This window comes from Mycobacterium sp. (assembly GCF_035274705.1).
Lineage (GTDB): Bacteria > Actinomycetota > Actinomycetes > Mycobacteriales > Mycobacteriaceae > Mycobacterium.
Window position 1 is genome coordinate 1 of record NZ_DATENY010000031.1, and the last position, 16,910, is coordinate 16,910.

General features: G+C 65.9%; 12 protein-coding genes and 2 pseudogenes. 9 read left to right on the forward strand and 5 right to left on the reverse strand.

What is annotated here, in order from left to right; all coding sequences use genetic code 11:
• Window positions 1-1,072: pseudogene (locus tag VJV41_RS07915) on the forward strand (hypothetical protein); the annotation flags it as partial.
• Here VJV41_RS07915 and VJV41_RS07920 read toward each other — a convergent pair.
• Entirely contained in the window at window positions 1,056-2,216 is a 1,161-nt protein-coding gene (locus VJV41_RS07920) for a glycosyltransferase family 4 protein (protein ID WP_325332747.1), read from the reverse strand. The pseudogene VJV41_RS07915 and the gene VJV41_RS07920 overlap by 17 nt on opposite strands.
• Window positions 2,217-2,251: 35 nt before the next feature.
• On the opposite strand from VJV41_RS07920, the gene VJV41_RS07925 reads away from it, so the two are divergent.
• Window positions 2,252-3,061 carry a class I SAM-dependent methyltransferase gene (locus VJV41_RS07925; protein ID WP_325332748.1) on the forward strand — a complete coding sequence of 270 codons (810 nt, stop codon included), beginning with the start codon at window positions 2,252-2,254 and terminating at the stop codon, window positions 3,059-3,061.
• A 10-nt stretch (window positions 3,062-3,071) separates the two neighbouring features.
• Entirely contained in the window at window positions 3,072-4,565 is a 1,494-nt protein-coding gene (locus VJV41_RS07930; RefSeq protein ID WP_325332749.1) for an aldehyde dehydrogenase, read from the forward strand.
• A gap of 98 nt (window positions 4,566-4,663) precedes the next feature.
• On the opposite strand, the gene VJV41_RS07935 is transcribed toward VJV41_RS07930, so the two are convergent.
• Window positions 4,664-6,499, reverse strand: a complete 1,836-nt coding sequence (locus VJV41_RS07935) for an acyl-CoA dehydrogenase (RefSeq protein ID WP_325332750.1) — start codon at window positions 6,497-6,499, stop codon at window positions 4,664-4,666.
• A gap of 31 nt (window positions 6,500-6,530) precedes the next feature.
• On the opposite strand from VJV41_RS07935, the gene VJV41_RS07940 reads away from it, so the two are divergent.
• Complete coding sequence (locus VJV41_RS07940) at window positions 6,531-6,683, forward strand: hypothetical protein (RefSeq protein WP_325332751.1); 153 nt, start codon at window positions 6,531-6,533, stop codon at window positions 6,681-6,683.
• 532 nt (window positions 6,684-7,215) lie between these two features.
• The gene (locus VJV41_RS07945; protein WP_325332752.1) at window positions 7,216-7,788 is read left to right on the forward strand and encodes a TetR/AcrR family transcriptional regulator; all 573 of its coding nucleotides are present in this window, start codon (window positions 7,216-7,218) and stop codon (window positions 7,786-7,788) included.
• Here VJV41_RS07945 and VJV41_RS07950 read toward each other — a convergent pair.
• Window positions 7,785-8,036, reverse strand: a pseudogene (locus VJV41_RS07950) (arylamine N-acetyltransferase); the annotation flags it as partial. The gene VJV41_RS07945 and the pseudogene VJV41_RS07950 overlap by 4 nt on opposite strands.
• Window positions 8,037-8,094: 58 nt before the next feature.
• On the opposite strand from VJV41_RS07950, the gene VJV41_RS07955 reads away from it, so the two are divergent.
• The 3 genes from VJV41_RS07955 to VJV41_RS07965 are packed head-to-tail and all read left to right on the forward strand — an operon-like array spanning window position 8,095 to window position 11,799.
• Complete coding sequence (locus VJV41_RS07955; RefSeq protein ID WP_325332753.1) at window positions 8,095-8,904, forward strand: lysophospholipid acyltransferase family protein; 810 nt, start codon at window positions 8,095-8,097, stop codon at window positions 8,902-8,904.
• Window positions 8,905-8,909: 5 nt separating this feature from the next.
• Window positions 8,910-10,541, forward strand: a complete 1,632-nt coding sequence (fadD12, locus tag VJV41_RS07960; protein ID WP_325332754.1) for an acyl-CoA ligase FadD12 — start codon at window positions 8,910-8,912, stop codon at window positions 10,539-10,541.
• Entirely contained in the window at window positions 10,534-11,799 is a 1,266-nt protein-coding gene (locus VJV41_RS07965; protein ID WP_325332755.1) for an alpha/beta hydrolase, read from the forward strand. Before fadD12 ends, VJV41_RS07965 begins: the two co-directional genes overlap by 8 nt.
• A gap of 41 nt (window positions 11,800-11,840) precedes the next feature.
• On the opposite strand, the gene VJV41_RS07970 is transcribed toward VJV41_RS07965, so the two are convergent.
• Window positions 11,841-13,259, reverse strand: coding sequence for a wax ester/triacylglycerol synthase family O-acyltransferase (locus VJV41_RS07970; protein WP_325332756.1), 1,419 nt, complete (start codon window positions 13,257-13,259; stop codon window positions 11,841-11,843).
• A gap of 25 nt (window positions 13,260-13,284) precedes the next feature.
• On the reverse strand, window positions 13,285-14,508 hold the full coding sequence (locus VJV41_RS07975; protein ID WP_325332757.1) for an alpha/beta hydrolase: 1,224 nt from the start codon (window positions 14,506-14,508) through the stop codon (window positions 13,285-13,287).
• A 169-nt stretch (window positions 14,509-14,677) separates the two neighbouring features.
• Here VJV41_RS07975 and VJV41_RS07980 point away from each other — a divergent pair, with 169 nt between their 5' ends.
• Complete coding sequence (locus VJV41_RS07980) at window positions 14,678-16,876, forward strand: acyl-CoA dehydrogenase (RefSeq protein ID WP_325332758.1); 2,199 nt, start codon at window positions 14,678-14,680, stop codon at window positions 16,874-16,876.
• Window positions 16,877-16,910: the final 34 nt, after the last annotated feature.

Below are 16,910 nucleotides of genomic sequence, written 5' to 3' on the forward strand. Positions count from 1 at the left end.
CTTGGGCGCAGCGCTGTTGGTAGCACTGCCGTGGCTGGTAGCGGCGGCCGTCTCCGATTCGTTGTCGTCGTCGCAAGCCGAAGGCGTGACGGCGTTCGCGGCGCGGGCGGAACCCGGACTCGGCACACTGGCCAGCCTGGCCGGCCTTGGCGGCATCTGGAACGCCGACGCCGTACCCGCTTCGCGTACAGCTGTTTTCGCGATCGCGTCGGCGGTGGTGCTACTGGGTGTCGTCGCGCTGGGATTGCCTGTCGTGGTGCGCCGTCCGGTGGCGGTACCGCTGCTGATTCTGGCGACCGTGGCGGTGGTGGCGCCCGCGGCGATGGCGACCGGGCCGGGTTTGGCGTTCGTCGAAGCGACGGTTCGGGCGATGCCGGGCCTCGGCGTGGTGCGTGACGCGCAGAAGTGGGTGGCGTTGGCGGTGCCGGGCTATTCGTTGGCGGGCGCGGCCGCCGTGGTCACGTTACGGCCCCGGCTTCCCTCGGCGGCAACGGCATTGGTCTGCTGCGCGGCTCTGGTGGCAACATTGCCGGACTTGGCTTGGGGAGTCGGCGGCAAGGTATCCGCGGTGCAGTACCCGTCCGGATGGACGACCGTCGCGCAGACGATCAACGCCGATCCGCGTCCGGTGGCGGTGCTGCCCGTGGATTCGTTGCGACAATTCGCGTGGACCGGTGATGTGCCGGTGCTTGATCCCCTGCCACGTTGGGTGCGAGCCGATGTGCTGACCACTGGGGACTTGACGATCGGCGGCCGCACGGTGCCCGGCGAGGGCGAACGCGCGCGAGGTGTGCAGCAACTGCTGCTGAACGGCGCGGATCGCGACAAGCTTGCCGATGCGGGCGTCGGCTGGGTGGTCGTCGAAAACAATTGGGCCACAGGATGGTCGCCGCCGAAGCTGGCCCTGCCGGTGGCCTACCACGATGACGACCTGACGCTGTATCGGGTGGGCGGTGACCATCCGGCCGCGTCGGGCCGCGGCATTGTGCTGGCCGCGCATTTCGTGTGGCTCGGATTGCTGCTCGGCAGCCTGCTAGCGCTGGGGGTTCTGGCGACTAGACGACGCCGCTGACGATGCGACCGGCGTGCATGGACTCCAGCACGGTGCGCATCGCCTCGGCGCTTTGGCGCCAAGAGAATTCGCCGCTGCGGGTCTGCGCCTTCGCGCCGAGCTGCTCTCGGAGTACCTGATCGGACAGCAGCCGCTCAAGCGCGTCGACCAGCCCCTCGTGATCGTCGACCAGCAGTCCGGTGACGCCGTCGACGATCGAATCGCTCAGCCCGCCGGATGACCGATACCCGATGGTCGGCACCGAATGCTGCGCGGCCTCGATGACGGCCAAGCCCCAGCCCTCTTTGCGTGACGGCAGCACGTGAACCCAGCACTGTTGCAGTACATGGTGTTTGGTGTCGTCATCGACGTGACCGTGAAACGTCACCGCATCGGAGATGCCCAGCAACGCGGCATGCTCGACGAGCCGCTGTTCCCACCAGCCGCCGCCGAGGATGTCCAGGTGAAGGTCCGGCATCCGCGGCCGCAGCTCGGCCACGGCGTCCAGCGCGTCCTCGATCTGCTTGTGCGGCACCAGCCTCGACAGCACGGCGACCCGTGGCGTGGCCGATGGCGGCACAGCCAACGTGTGCGACGGCGCCTCGTCGAGGCCATTACGCACGACCGCGATGTGGTTCGGGTTTACGCCGAGGTCGGTCAGATCCCGTGCGGACGGCAGCGACACCGTCACGTACTGGTTGCGGCGGTGTACCCGCGGCGACAGCTTCGATTCGACGTACCAGCCGACCCTGCCCATCACCGGACCGGCCACCGGCCACTGTTCGCGGTGACAGTGGTGCACCAGCACCGCCACCCGTCGGCCGAACGCGAGACGGGCCATGAACGGCAAGCCGTTCTGGGTGTCGATGACCACGTCCGGCCGCACCCGCCGCAGCGGACCAAGACCGATCCGCGCCGCGACCATCGCGAGCCCCGCCCAGATGTAGATCGAGTAGCGGCCGCCTGCGCGGCTGATCTGCACGCCGTCCCGGACTTCCCGGCGCGGTGCGCCGGGAAAGCGGGCGGTGCGCAGAGTGACCCTCACGCCGGATTCGGCCAGCTGTGCGCCGATGCGCTCCAGATATGCCTCGCTGCCGCCGCCTTGGGGGTGGCTGGTGTCCCGCCAGCACAGCAGCAACACGGAACGCACGGGTCGGGCAGACATCCGGACCAGACTAGCCGCTGGCTAGGGTCGGCCTGATGGCCGTGACCGAACTCTTCGCCCGGCGGGCGACGCTGTCCCGGTCGCTGCGGCTGCTCAGCCAGTTCCGCTACGAGCAGCGCGACCCGGCCCGGTTCTACGGCGCGCTGGCCGAGGACACCGCCGCCATGGTCACCGACTTGTGGCGCGCGGCCACCGCCACCTCACCGGCGGGACGGACGCTGCTCGACGTCGGCGGCGGGCCAGGCTATTTCGCGGAATCGTTCGCCGATGTCGGCATGACTTACATCGGCGTCGAGCCCGACCCGGCCGAGATGCACGACGGCCCTGCGGCTTCCGATGCTGGCACAACGTACGTGCGGGCCTCGGGCATGGCATTGCCGTTCGCCGACGCCAGCGTCGATATCTGCCTGTCGTCGAACGTCGCCGAACATGTGCCGCAACCGTGGCGGCTGGGCCGCGAGATGCTGCGGGTCACCAGGCCCGGCGGCCTGGCGGTGCTGTCGTACACGGTGTGGCTTGGCCCGTTCGGCGGGCACGAGATGGGTCTGACGCATTACCTGGGCGGTGCCCGGGCGGCCCGCCGCTACACCCGCAAGCATGGCCATCCGGCCAAGAACAACTACGGATCGTCACTCTTCGAGGTGTCCGTGAGGGACGGCCTGGATTGGGCCGCGAGCACCGGGGCACTTGTGGCGGCATTTCCCCGCTACCACCCACGATGGGCGTGGTGGATGACGAAGACGCCGCTGCTGCGGGAGTTCCTCGTGAGCAATCTGGTGCTCGTCTTGCGGCCACCGCCAAGTACCGAACTGGAACAGGTTCTCGTTTCGCCCGGTTCTGGGTAATGTGACGCTCATGACACAGGGCTTAGAAACAGGGCAAGCCACGGCTTATAAGACCGAGTACGACCAGCTGTTCATCGGCGGCAGGTGGGTCGAACCCTCGACCTCCGAGGTCATCGAGGTGTTCTCGCCCGCAACGGGTGACAAGGTCGGGCAGGTCCCGATGGCCGCAAAGGCCGACGTGAACGCCGCCTGCGCCGCCGCCCGCAAGGCGTTCGACGAAGGTCCGTGGCCCACCACGCCTCCCGCGGAGCGCGCCGCGGTGATCGGCCGCGCACTCAAGCTGCTGGAGGATCGCGCCGATCTGTTCAAGCACCTGCTCAAGCTGGAGACGGGACAGCCGCCGACGATCGTCGACATAATGCAGTACGGCGCTTCGGTGTCGACGCTGCAGTTCTACGCCGGCGCGGCCGACAAGTACACGTGGAACGAGATTCGCGACGGCATCTACGGCCAGACCCTGGTGACGAAGGAGCCCGTCGGCGTGGTCGGCGCGGTGGTCGCGTGGAACGTGCCGCTGTTCCTGGCCGTCAACAAGCTCGGCCCGGCGCTGCTGGCCGGCTGCACCGTCGTGCTCAAGCCCGCCGCCGAAACGCCCTTGAGTACCAACGCTTTGGCGGATGTGTTCGCCGAGGCCGGCCTGCCCGAGGGCGTGCTGTCGGTGGTCCCCGGCGGCCCCGAGACCGGCCGCGCGCTGACCAACAACCCCGAACTCGACAAGTTCACGTTCACCGGCAGCTCGGCGGTCGGCAAGGAGATCGGCAAGCTCGCCGCCGAGAAGCTCAAGCCGTGCACGCTCGAGCTCGGCGGCAAGTCCGCGGCGATCATCCTCGAGGATGCCGACCTGGATTCCACGCTGCCGATGCTGGTCTTCTCCGGCCTGATGAACTGCGGGCAGGCCTGTGTGGGGCAGACCCGTATCCTCGCGCCGCGGTCACGTTACGACGAGGTCGTCGAGAAGGTGGCCGGCGCCGTCGCAGCGATGCCCGTCGGCCTTCCCGACGATCCGGCGTCGATGATCGGCCCGCTGATCTCGGAGAAGCAGCGTGAGCGCGTCGAGGGCTACATCAAGAAGGGCGTCGAGGAGGGCGCGCGCATCGTGACCGGTGGCGGCCGACCCGACGGCCTCGACAGCGGCTGGTTCGTACAGCCGACGGTCTTCGCCGATGTCGACAACTCGATGACGATTGCCCAGGAGGAGATCTTCGGACCGGTGCTGGCGATCATCCCCTTCGATACCGAAGACGACGCGATCCGCATCGCCAACGACTCGGTGTACGGGTTGGCCGGCAGCGTGTTCACTTCCGACTTCCCGAAGGCCGTCGAGATCGCCAAGAAAATCCGGACCGGCACCTACGCGGTCAACATGTATGCCTTCGATCCCGGCGCACCGTTCGGCGGGTACAAGAACTCCGGCATCGGACGCGAGAACGGCCCGGAGGGCATCGAGCAGTACTGCGAGGCCAAGAGCATCCTGCTGCCGTTCGGTTTTACGCCGGAGGTCTAGACCCTTCTGCGCGAGCAGCCCTTCTGCGCGAGCAGACGCAAAACTGCCTTAAATTCGCCGAAAATGGGCAGGTTTGCGTCTGCTCGCTGAAGTAACGGTTAGAAGGCTTCCTCACGCAGGTCCATGACCGAGAGGTCGACACCCTCGATGATCTTGCGTTCGGCGGTCAACCGCGGCAGTACGTTCTTCGCGAAAAACTTTGCCGCCGCGACCTTTCCGCTGTAGAACGCGCGGTCTTTGCTACTGACGTCGCCATCGAGCGCCGCCAGGGCGATCTCCGCGTGCTGCAGCAGTAGCCACCCGATGAGCAGATCGCCGACGGCAAGCAGGAACGGAACAGCCTCCAGCCCAAGGCGATACAGTTCGCGGGCGTTCTCCTGTGAGCCGATCAGGTATCCGGTCATCGTAGTGACCATGCTCTGAAGATCTGCCAGCGCGGTAGCGAGCAGTGTCCGGGTGTCGGCCAATTCAGGCCGCGCACTGTCGCTGCCGAGGAACTGCTGGATGTGGCCCACAACATGGTGTAGTGCGCGACCTTGGTCGCGGGCGATCTTGCGGAAGAAGAAGTCCTGCGCCTGGATCGCGGTGGTGCCTTCGTAGAGCGAGTCGATCTTGGCGTCGCGGATGTACTGCTCGATGGGATAGTCCTGTAAGAAGCCGGAGCCACCCAGGGTCTGCAGCGATTCGGTGAGGCATTGGTAGGCGCGTTCTGAGCCCACGCCCTTGACGATCGGCAGCAGCAAATCGTTGACCCGATGGGCCATTTCAGCGTCGGCGTGCGACACCATTTTCGCGACGACGGCATCCTGATGGGCGGCGGTGTAGAAGTAGAGGGCTCGTAAACCCTCGGCGTAAGCCTTCTGCGTCAACAGTGCCCGTCGCACGTCGGGATGGTGGACGATGGTCACGCGCGGTGCCGCCTTGTCGGTCATCTGCGCCAGGTCGGCGCCCTGCACGCGGGTCTTCGCGTACTCCAACGCGTTCAGATATCCAGTCGACAGTGTCGCGATCGCCTTGGTGCCCACCAGCATTCGCGCATATTCGATCACGTTGAACATCTGCGCGATGCCGTTGTGTGAGTCACCGACCAGCCAGCCGACGGCGGGCACACCATGCTGACCGAAGGTCAGTTCACAAGTGGTCGATGCCTTGAGGCCCATCTTGTGTTCGAGGCCGGTCACGAAAACGCCGTTGCGCTCACCTATTTCACCGGTCTGGGAGTCAAAAAGGTACTTGGGTACGACGAACAGGCTCAGGCCTTTGGTCCCGGGCCCGGCGCCTTCCGGCCTCGCGAGCACCAGGTGGACAATGTTGTCGAACAGGTCGTCGCTGTCGCCATTGGTGATGAACCGTTTGACTCCGTCGAGGTGCCAGGTGCCGTCAGGCTGCTGGATCGCTTTGGTGCGTCCGGCGCCGACGTCGGATCCGGCGTCGGGCTCGGTCAACACCATGGTGGCGCCCCACCGGTGATCGATCATCAGCGAGGCCCAGTGCCGTTGCTCCGCGTTGCCGATGCCGTAGAGCACGTCAGCTAAGGGCGGACCGGCCAGGGTCATGAACGCAGCGGGATGCGCGCCTAGGGCCAGTTCGTTGATGGCCCAGGTCAGCATCGACGGTGCCGGCACGCCGTCGAGATCTTCGTCGAGGCCGACGCGGAACCATTCCCCGTCGAGCCAAGTGCGGATCGAGGTTTTCACTGACTCAGGAAGGATGACGACGTGGGTCTTCGGGTCGAAGGTAGGCGGGTTGCGGTCACCTTCGGCGAAGGATTCCGCCAGTGGCCCCTCGGCCTGCCGCGACGCCTCTTCAAGCATCTGACGCACGGATTCGCCGTCCAGATCGCCGAACTCACCGCTCGCCAGCACCTTCTCGAGGTCGAGCACCTCGAAGAGGTTGAACTCGAGATCGCGCACGTTGCTCTTGTAGTGGCCCATGGGCGGAGCCTTCCGTGGCTATCGACCGACCGTGGGACTGTGGCCGACGATGGATGTGGGCTGCCTTGGCGTCGGCTGGTTCTGGGCGAACCCGACGCAGGTTCCGAAGTGTCCGCCAATGCAGGGCACGCCGTTCATGGTGGGGATCGGGCCGCCGGAGACGATGGTCGGCGCGCCGTTGTAACCGTTGTCTGTCGGTTCGGCGCTCGCAATCGGAGCCGATAGGGCCACCGCGGCAAACCAGCCGATCACCATCGACCTGCATAAACGCGATTTGTGGGTCATGACGGGACCCGCTTTCCTTGGCCGTTGCTGTCAGCCTACGGCGGGTTTGGGCCGCTGAGCTGGGATCGGGACCAATTATGTGAAATACCATAATCAGCAGGGATGCCGGTATCCCGTAGATCAGCTAGATGCCGTGGTTCACCAGGCGAATACTGTGATGGGGAATACATTAATTGCGCACATGTGTTGCAGCTTCTATGCTAACGACCATAGTTAGGGAGGCACCGATGTGGATCGTTGAGGTCAACTTCGCCGGCCGCCGGTTCACGCGCAATGTCGGTCGCCGATCGATCTTCCGCTTCAGCCCGCGCACTATCAGCCGGCTTCCATCGCAGCTTCGCCATACGCGCGCGGCCTGATCGCACGCTGGAGGTTTCGTTCTGTCTCCGACGACCAAGACCCCGACCAAACGCGGCTCGACGCGGATCAACATGTTGGTCAGCGCCGCGGAGGTGATGCGTGAGCGCGGCGCGGCCGGCGTCACGATCGACGAGGTGCTCGCCCGCAGCGGTGCGCCGCGCGGGTCGGTGTACTACCACTTTCCCGAGGGCCGCAATCAGATCCTGACCGAGGCGCTGCAGTATGCAGGCGACACCCTGACCGAGCTCATCGACGACGCCGCCGGCAAGGGCGGAATGTATCTCGTCAATCACTTCGTCGAATTCTGGGGTGACCTGCTTGTCGAGAGCGACTTCACCGCCGGCTGCCCCGTGGTGGCCGCAGCGATCGGCTCGGCCGACGACGAACCACAGCTGACGACCGTCGCGGGCGGCATCTTCCGCCGCTGGCGCGCAGCGCTCACCCGTGCATTTGTCAGCGACGGCTTCGACGAGCCCTGCGCTGCGTCGTTGGCCGTCATCTGCATCGCGTCGCTCGAGGGCGCAGTGGTGCTGTGCCGGTCCACGCGGACCGTCGACCCGTTGCTGGAAGTAGCGGCGGAGGTCGAATTCCTGGTCAAGTCACGGGAATTCGTCCGGCGACACGGCCTGCCCGGCCACGGCTAGGCGTCTAGCACCTCGGTCACACGCTTTTCGACGTCGGCGCGATCACCGAGGTCGGCCATGTTGATACCGAAGCGATCGGTCAGCGCGGCGAGCACTTGGGCCGCGGTGTCGAAGCGAATCCGTTCGGTCTCGCCGCCGCTGTGGATGGCGAGATTGCGCCCACGCATATTCCAGCGCGCGTCATCGGTGACGAGTGCGGCCGTCAGGCCCGTGACGAACGGCGAATTGGGATGCGTTGAGACATACCAAAGACAAGCGGCTCAGGTACCATAACTAGAACACGTTCTAATTTTGAGGGGGGACCCCATGGCCTCGACCCGTACCGAGCCGTCGGAGATCACCAAGTGGGATCCCGGGCTCACCGAGCGCGTCATGGGCATCACCCGGCCGTTCCTCACGCGCTACTTCCGATCGGAAGTGCGAGGGCTCGACAACATGCCGTCCGGTGGCGCACTGCTGGTGAGTAACCACTCCGGTGGGATATTGCCGATGGATGTTCCGATCCTCGCGGCACACTTCTACGACCAGCACGGCTATGACCGTCCGCTGTACACGTTGAGCCACGACATGCTGATGACCGGGCCCACGGGAGAGTTCTTCAGGCGGATCGGCTACATCAGCGCCAACCACGAAAACGCCGATGAGGCGCTGCGCTCCGGCGGCCTCGTCGTGGTATTCCCTGGCGGCGACTACGACGTGTACCGCCCGACGCTCTCGGAGAACAAGATCGACTTCGGCGGCCGCACCGGTTACGTGAAAGCGGCGCTGAACGCCGGGGTGCCGATCGTGCCGACGGTCGGTATCGGCGGCCAGCAGACACAGATTTTCCTCTCCCGCGGCACGTGGCTGGCAGAACGACTTGGGCCGATCGCACGCTTGGCGCGCACAAAGATCGTGCCGATTTCCTTCGGGTTCCCGTTCGGCCTGAGCGTGGTGATCCCTCCCAACATTCCTCTACCCGCCAAGATCGTCATGCGGGTGCTGCCGCCGATCGACATCATCGCCGAGTTCGGTGAGGATCCCGACATCGACGAGGTCGACGCCCACGTTCGACACGTCATGCAACGGGCCCTCGACGAACTGGCCAAGGAGCGCAGGCTCCCTGTGCTTGGCTAAGACCCATGGCCATCACCGACCGGCTCACGGAAACGCTCGGCATCGTCGCGACGATGGGACGCGCCCGGCTGCTCGCGCCGATGCGGCCCGACAAGTACCTGCGGATCGCCGCGGCGATGCAGCGCGAAAACATGGGCATCACATCGGGATTCGCCGCAGCCGCGCAGCGCTGCCCTGATCGCCCCGGTCTCGTCGACGAACTCGGCACGCTCACCTGGCGCGAAATTGACCAACGCGCCGATGCATTGGCCGCCGGGCTGCAAGCACTGCCCAAGACCCCGCACGTCCTCGGGATCATGGCGCGCAACCACCGCGGCTTCGTCGAGTCGCTGATCGCCGCCAACCGGATCGGTGCCGACGTGCTGCTGCTGAACACGTCGTTCGCGGGGCCAGCGCTGGCCGAGGTCGTGCAGCGCGAAAGCGTGGACGCGGTCATCTACGACGTGGAGTTCACCGAAACGGTCGACCGCGCACTGGCCGACAAACCTGACGCGACGCGCATCCTCGCCTGGACCGACGGGCCGCAGGGCAGTCTGACGGTCGAGAAGTTGATCGCCGAGCATGCCCGCCGCGAGCCGCAGCGGTCGACAACCAAGAACAAGGTCATCCTGCTGACGTCCGGAACCACGGGAAGTCCGAAGGGCGCCAAGCACTCCGGGGGCTCCGACGGCGGCCCGGGCATCCTGAAAGCGATCCTGGATCGCACCCCATGGCGCGCCGAGGAGCCTGTCGTCATAGCGGCACCGATGTTCCACGCCTGGGGTTTCTCGCAGCTCGTGTTCGCGGCATCGATGGCGTGCACCGTCGTCACCCGTCGCAAGTTCGACCCCGAGGCCACGCTCGAACTCATCGACCGGCACAACGCGACGGGGCTGTGCGTGGTGCCGGTGATGTTCGACCGAATCATGGAGCTGCCGGATGAGGTGCGCAACAAGTACAGCGGGCGGTCGCTGCGGTTCGCCGCGGCGTCGGGATCACGCATGCGGCCCGACGTCGTCGTCAAGTTCATGGACCAGTTCGGCGACGTGATCTACAACAATTACAACGCCACCGAAGCCGGGATGATCGCCACCGCGACCCCGCAGGATCTGCGGGCCGCGCCCGACACCGCCGGCAAGCCCGCCGGCGGTACCGAAATTCGCATTCTGGACGCCGATTTCAACGAAGTGCCCGGCGGTGAGGTCGGCAGCATCTACGTCCGCAACTCCAGCCAGTTCGACGGATATACCTCGGGTAAGACCAAGGACTTTCATGAGGGCTTCATGTCGTCGGGCGATGTCGGTTACTTCGATGGCGCCGGGCGGCTGTTCGTGGTCGGCCGCGACGACGAGATGATCGTCTCCGGCGGCGAGAACGTCTATCCGATCGAGGTCGAGAAGACCCTGGCCGCCCATCCCGATGTGGCCGAGGCATCGGTGATCGGGGTCGACGACGAACAGTTCGGACAGCGGCTGGCCGCGTTCGTGGTTTTGACTGACGGCGCTTCGGCTACACCCGACGGACTGAAACAACACGTTCGAGAGAATTTGGCCAATTACAAAGTGCCACGAGATATCACGATCCTCGATGAGCTGCCCCGCGGCAGCACCGGCAAGATCGTCCGCCGCGACCTGCAGGCCCGCGCCAGCCATGGGTAGGCGCCACTTTCCGCTGCTGCGGGCGGTGGCCGAACTCGCCAATGCGGCCAACGGTGTGCAACCGCTGGGCCGCGAGGGCTACATCACGATTCCGGTGTTCGCGTTCGGTTGGCCCACCACCGAGATGTCGCCGCTGTATCTGGCCGGGTCGATGCTCGACGCGCTGCGTCGCGGTTTGCGCGGCGACTTTCGCGGTGCGCGAGGACGAATTGCCCTGGTTCTCACCGTCATCGCGTGGGCGCTGCTGTGGTTGATTCACCGCCGCAACGTGGCGTCGGAGCCGTCCTTCGAAGAACCGCTGCGCGAAGCGTTGGGCGACGACTACGAAGAGATCGCCGCGCAATCGCAACCCGCCCGCCGACGCCGGATGATCGGCGTGTGGCCCAACGAGTTGATCCGTCGGCGATATGTGGAGAAGGCCAGCACGGTCCAATACGGTCCACACCCGCGGGTGAACTTGGCTGACATCTGGCGCCGCTCAGACCTTCCCCGCGATGGCAAGGCGCCGGTGCTGTTGCAAGTGCCGGGCGGTGCGTGGGCGATCGGCATGCGGCGGCCACAGGCGTATCCCCTGCTTAGCCATCTCGCCGAACGCGGATGGATATGCGTGTCCATCGACTACCGCGTCAGCCCCCGCCACACCTGGCCCGATCACATCGTCGACGTCAAGCGCGCACTGGCCTGGATCAAAGAGAACATCGCCGACTATGGAGGTGATCCGGACTTCGTCGCGATCACCGGCGGCTCGGCCGGAGGTCATCTCTGCTCGCTGGCCGCGCTTACGCCCGATGACCCGCAGTACCAGCCCGGATTCGAGGATGCCGACACCTCGGTGGTCGCGGCGGTTCCGATCTACGGCCGCTACGACTGGTTCACCACCAAGGGCTCCGGACGAAAGGAATTCATCGCGTTTCTGCAGAAGTTCGTGGTGAAGAAGCGGTTCGTCGAGCACCGGCAGATATATGTCGACGCGTCATCCATCAGACGGATACGCCCCGACGCACCACCGTTTTTCATCTTGCACGGGCAGGACGACTCGATCATCCCAGTCCACGAAGGACGCGACTTCGCCGACGCGATGCGGAATACGTCGACGTCCGTCGTCGCATACGCCGAGATCCCGCATGCCCAGCACGCGTTCGACTTTTACTACGGATCGCCGCGGGGGCACTACACGGCGCGCGCCGTCGAAGAGTTCTTGTCCTGGGTGCACGCGACTCGCCAAGTTGAGCGCGAGCGGACGCAAAGGGTGCCATAACCTCGGCGTGTCGCGGCCTTTTGCGTCTGCTCATGCAAGGGCTACGGCGCCATAGCTTTCTCGACGACCGTGAGCTCTTCGGGAAGCCCTGCAGCCCTGCGTATTTCGACAAAGGAGTCGATCATCGCGCCGGTGAGTTCATGCGGGTCCTCCAGGGTACGACCGTCGGACAGCACCGAGATGTTGAGCTGGTCGACATAGCTCCACACGGTGATGTTCAGGCCGCTGCCGGCGGTGAGTGGACCCACCGAATAGATCTCGGTCACCAGTGCCCCGCCGACGCGGCCGTGCTCACGCGGGCCCGGCACGTTCGAGATCGGAAGGTTCAACACCTTGTTCTGCCCGTCCTTGTTCGACAGCCAGCGGAACAGCGCTTCGGCAGGCGCGGGCGGAAAGTAGGCCGACCATCGGCTGACCAACTCCGGTCCCATCAGCTGGTGACTCTCCTTGGCCTCCAGCGCCGCTTCGCGGGCATTGCGCACCCGGTCCAGCGGATCCTCGCAGTCGGTCGGCAGCGCAACCAGCACACCGGTGAAGTAGTTGCCGGAGATGCGGTCGGGCGAGAAGTCGAAACTGACCGGCACCGACGCCAATAACGGATGATCGGCGTGACCGTCGTAGCGCAGCAACAACTTTCGCAGCGCGCCCGCCGAAATCGCCAGCACCATGTCGTTGATCGTGACACCGAGGTGCTTGCCCGTCTGCTTCACATCCGCCAATGCCAGCGTTGTGGTCGCGAACTTGCGGACCTGATCGACTTTGTGGTTCATGAACGTCGGCGGCGGCGTGAACGGCCGAGTCAGCTCGGGCGACAGCTTCCGCGAGCTTTGCCGCACTCGCTTGACTCCCTGTGCGGTGTACCGCAGCGTGCCCGGCAGCCGCCCGACCAACCGGACATGGTCGGCGAACGCGGAGCGTAGGAGCTCGCCCTTCGTCGGCGGCGGGTCGGTGGCATACGAATCGCGGTCCGCGTGCGTGCCCTGCTGCAGATCCATGCCGCGCGCCAGCAAGTTCGCCGACGCGACACCGTCGGCGAGCGCGTGATGGATCTTGCCCAGCACCGCGATTCGGCCATTGGCGAGACCTTCGATGAAGTACATCTCCCACAGCGGCCTGCTGCGGTCCAGCGGTGTGCTGGCGATCTTTCCGACGGCCTCGTCGAGCTGGCGCCGGCCGCCGGGAGCCTCCACACGGTACGGGCGAACGTGGTAGTCGAGGTCGACCTCGCAGTTCTCCCGCCACATCGGATGGTGGATCTTGCCGGGGACCTCGATCAGCTGATATCGGAACGGTTCGAGCTTGTAGAGCCTGCCGTGAAGAACCTTGCGGAACTCCTCCACCCCGAATTTCCGGCCGCCGAGATCGTCAATCTCTATCACCGCCAGCTTGAGGGTGTGCATGTGCACGTTCGGCGTCTCGCTGTACAGCAGCACAGCGTCCCACCCGCGGAGCCTTTTCACCGTGCCTCCTCCTAGCTGGAGGAGTTTATATAACCGCTTTCGCCCTCTTCAGCGTCCGGTTTCGGTGAATCTGGTTGAGAAACAGGCCGATTGCCGTTGCCGCCGAGCCGGTGCGGGCGCCGTCGATCATGTCAAAGCCGTGGCCCGCGCCAGGCAGCTCCACGTAGCTCACCACCGAACGCGACGCGGCACGGAGCCGCTCGACGAAGCTGCGTGCCTGCTCGACGGGGATGACGCTGTCACCGGTCCCATGGATCACCAGGAACGGTGGTGCGTCAGCGTGCACGCGCGCGATCGGTGAGGCCTTACGGAACACGTCCGGGTGTTTGGAGATCTTGCGTTTGACCACGACGCGTTCGAGGAAGTCGACGAACCGCGCTCGCTCAGCGGTGGACCGGTCCTCCCAGTCGTAGCGGCCGTAGATACCGACGACCGCGTCGACCGACGTATCCGAGCCCTCCGGAAGTTCGGCCTGCATCTCGGGATCGTTGGGGGTCAGCCCGGCGAGCGCCGACAGATGACCGCCGGCCGAACATCCTGCGATCGCAACGAAATTGCGGTCACCGCCGAACTTGTCGACGTTGGCCCGTGCCCAGGCGATCGCGGTCTTGACGTCGGTGATGTGCGAGGGCCAGCGGTGATGCGGAGCGACGCGGTAGTCGATGGACAGGCACACCCAGCCCTTTTCGGCGAGGTGCGACATCAGCGCATATCCCTGCAGCATGCGGCTGCCGTGCACCCACGCGCCGCCCGGCACGAAGATCAGCACCGGCGCAGGTTGGGCCGGTAGCTCCTTACGCCGCCAGACGTCGAGCAACTGCGACGGATGACTGCCGTAGCGGACCGAAGTCTTGTAAAGGCTGCGCCTGTGCTCACGCACCTTCCACAGGGGTGGCGCACTCTCGGGCGCGGGCCACTCGATGGCAAGGTCGGCGGCGGGTACGACACCGCGCAGCGCGGCGTCGGCGACCGAGTGGGTCAGGTCGCGCTCGCGCTTGCGTAACTCAGCGTCGCGCGGCTCGAACCAGGAGCGTGCGGAGGCGCCCAGAAAGTCGGGGAGATGACGGTAGCCCCAGATACCCATCGCGGTGACGGCACCAAGTGGCTCAAGGCGTTTCCCGATCACGGGCAGTGACGCAGAAGCAACGCTCATCGCGAGCATGTAGTCGGACGGGCCGGCGTTCAGCAACCACCGGGCACGCGTCCACATCGTCGGTCCGGGGTACCGGGTGTCCGGTAGTACCGCCATTGCGCGAGCGTACCTCGCAGTTGCTCCCGCAAAGGACAACATTCCCAAGATGTCTACTCGCGACATGTTCAAGATCATCTGTGACCTGCATCACGTCTATAGGCCGCCACCCCCACGAGCGTTAGCTTCGTTTGACTACCGTCAAACAACCGTCAAGAGGACTTCCACCGTGAGTAAGTCAGCCCTTGCCATCACCGAGGAGCACAACGACCTGGCCGACGCCGCGATCGGGCAGCTGAACAGGCTGAACAGCCGCGCTGCAGCCCGCGCGACCCTCGAGGGCGGGTCCGCACATCCAGCCGAGATCTGGTCGGCGGGCAAGGACCTCGGATGGAACGGCCTGGCGATCGCCGAGGAGCACGGCGGCTCGGGTTTCGGCCTTGCCGAATTGGCAGTGGTGTTGGAGGTGCAAGGCCGTGAACTGTGCCCCGGCCCGTTCCTGCCCACCGTCGCCACGGCCGTCGTGATCGACCGCTGCGCATCCGATTCCGTTCGCGCCCAATTACTTCCGGGCCTGGCCGATGGCAGCACCGTCGGCGCGCTTGGCCTGTCGGGCGGCATCACCGTCGGTTCGGACCTGGTGGTCACCGGCGAGAGCCCGGCGGTGCTCGGCGCGCCGGACGCCGACGTGCTGGTGCTCATCGCGGGAAACGACCTCGTGATCGTCGACGGCACTGCAGAAGGAGTAACCGTCACCGCGCTGGAGCCGATGGACACCACTCGCAGCGTTGGATCGGTCGCGCTGCGCGGCGTGTCGGTGTCCGAAGACCGCGTGCTGCGCGGCGCCGCCCGCAAGGCGCGCACGGTGTTTCGGATCCTGGCGTCGGCCGAAGCGGTGGGTGTCAGCTGGGCCGCTTTGGAGATGGCCGTCGAGTACGCCAAAGTGCGCGAGCAGTTCGGCCGCACCATCGGCACCTTCCAAGCCGTCAAGCACCACGCCGCGAACATGCTGGTGAACGCCGAGGAGACCACTGCGGCGACCTGGGATGCCGCCCGCGCCGACGATCTGGACAGCGCTTGGTTCGCCGCCGCGGTCGCCGCTTCACATGCGATCCGCACTCAGGTCTTCAACGCGCAGCACAACATTCAACTGCACGGCGGCATCGGCTTCACCTGGGAGCACGACGCCCACCTCTACTTGCGGCGGGCCCGCACGCTGGCGGCATTGATGGAAGAGGGCGGCGACCCGCTGCTCGACGTCGTGGAAGCCCAACGCAGCGGACAGGCGCACGGCGCGTCGTTCACGCTGCCGCCCGAGGCCGAGGAGCACCGCGCGAAGGCCCGCGAAGCCGTGGCCCAGCTGAAGTCCCTGCCCGAAGACAAGCAGCGCGATTTCCTCGTCGACTCCGGCTATCTGGTGCCTCACTGGCCGAAACCGTGGGGCCGGGCGGCCGATGTACTCGAGCAACTGGTCATCGAGGAGGAATTCGGATCGGCGGGCAGGAGCGGAGCGACCGGGGAATCAAAACCGATCGAGCGGCCGGACATGGGTATCACCGGCTGGGTGGCGCTCACCATCGCCCAGGCGGGCACCGACGACCAGCGGGAGCGCTGGGTCCAACCGGTGTTGCGCGGTGAGGTGATGTGGTGCCAGCTGTTCTCCGAGCCGGGCGCGGGCTCCGACGCCGCCGCGGTCCGCACGGCCGCCAAGAAGGTCGATGGCGGCTGGCGGGTCACCGGTCAGAAGGTGTGGACCAGCCTGGCCCAGTACTGCCAGTGGGGACTGGCCACGGTGCGCACCGACCCCGACGCGCCCAAGCACGCCGGCGTGACGATGATGGCCATCGACATGAAAGCCCCTGGGGTGACGATCAATCCGCTGCGGGGCCTCACCGGCGACGCCCACTTCAACGAGGTGTTCTTCGACGACGTCTTCGTTCCGGACGAGGACGTGGTTGGCGACGTGAACAAGGGCTGGCTGGTGGCGCGGGCAACGCTGGGCAACGAGCGCATCTCCATTGGCGGTGGCTCGGGCGGCGCGGTCGGGTTCAGCCCCGATCACCTCGTCAAACTCCTCGACGCTGCGCCGAACTCGGCACAATACGTGCGGCGCGCAGGCGAGTGCATTGCCGAAACGCACACGTTGCGGCTGCTGAACCTGCGCCGCGCGAGCCGCGCCATCGCCGGCGCTGAGCCCGGCCCCGAGGGCAACGTCACCAAGCTGCTGGTGGCCGAGGCCGGCCAGCGCATCACCGAGCTCGGCATGGCACTGTCCGGTACGGCCGCAGTGGTCGGGCAATCCCCGAAGCTCCTGCGCAGCTACCTCGGAAACCGGGCGATGACGATCGCCGGCGGCACGTCGGAGATCACGAGAAACACCATCGCCGAACGGATTCTCGGGTTGCCGCGCGACCCCCTACTGAAGTAGTCCGGCAAAGACATAGGGGAACACCCGATTTATC

Bases quoted from the DNA above. Each gene is read 5' to 3' on its own strand.
- VJV41_RS07920 (WP_325332747.1), bottom strand. From the start codon at position 2,216: ATGTCTGCCCGACCCGTGCGTTCCGTGTTGCTGCTGTGCTGGCGGGAC.
- VJV41_RS07925 (WP_325332748.1), top strand. From the start codon at position 2,252: ATGGCCGTGACCGAACTCTTCGCCCGGCGGGCGACGCTGTCCCGGTCG.
- VJV41_RS07930 (WP_325332749.1), top strand. From the start codon at position 3,072: ATGACACAGGGCTTAGAAACAGGGCAAGCCACGGCTTATAAGACCGAG.
- VJV41_RS07935 (WP_325332750.1), bottom strand. From the start codon at position 6,499: ATGGGCCACTACAAGAGCAACGTGCGCGATCTCGAGTTCAACCTCTTC.
- VJV41_RS07945 (WP_325332752.1), top strand. From the start codon at position 7,216: ATGTTGGTCAGCGCCGCGGAGGTGATGCGTGAGCGCGGCGCGGCCGGC.
- VJV41_RS07955 (WP_325332753.1), top strand. From the start codon at position 8,095: ATGGCCTCGACCCGTACCGAGCCGTCGGAGATCACCAAGTGGGATCCC.
- fadD12 (WP_325332754.1), top strand. From the start codon at position 8,910: ATGGCCATCACCGACCGGCTCACGGAAACGCTCGGCATCGTCGCGACG.
- VJV41_RS07965 (WP_325332755.1), top strand. From the start codon at position 10,534: ATGGGTAGGCGCCACTTTCCGCTGCTGCGGGCGGTGGCCGAACTCGCC.
- VJV41_RS07975 (WP_325332757.1), bottom strand. From the start codon at position 14,508: ATGGCGGTACTACCGGACACCCGGTACCCCGGACCGACGATGTGGACG.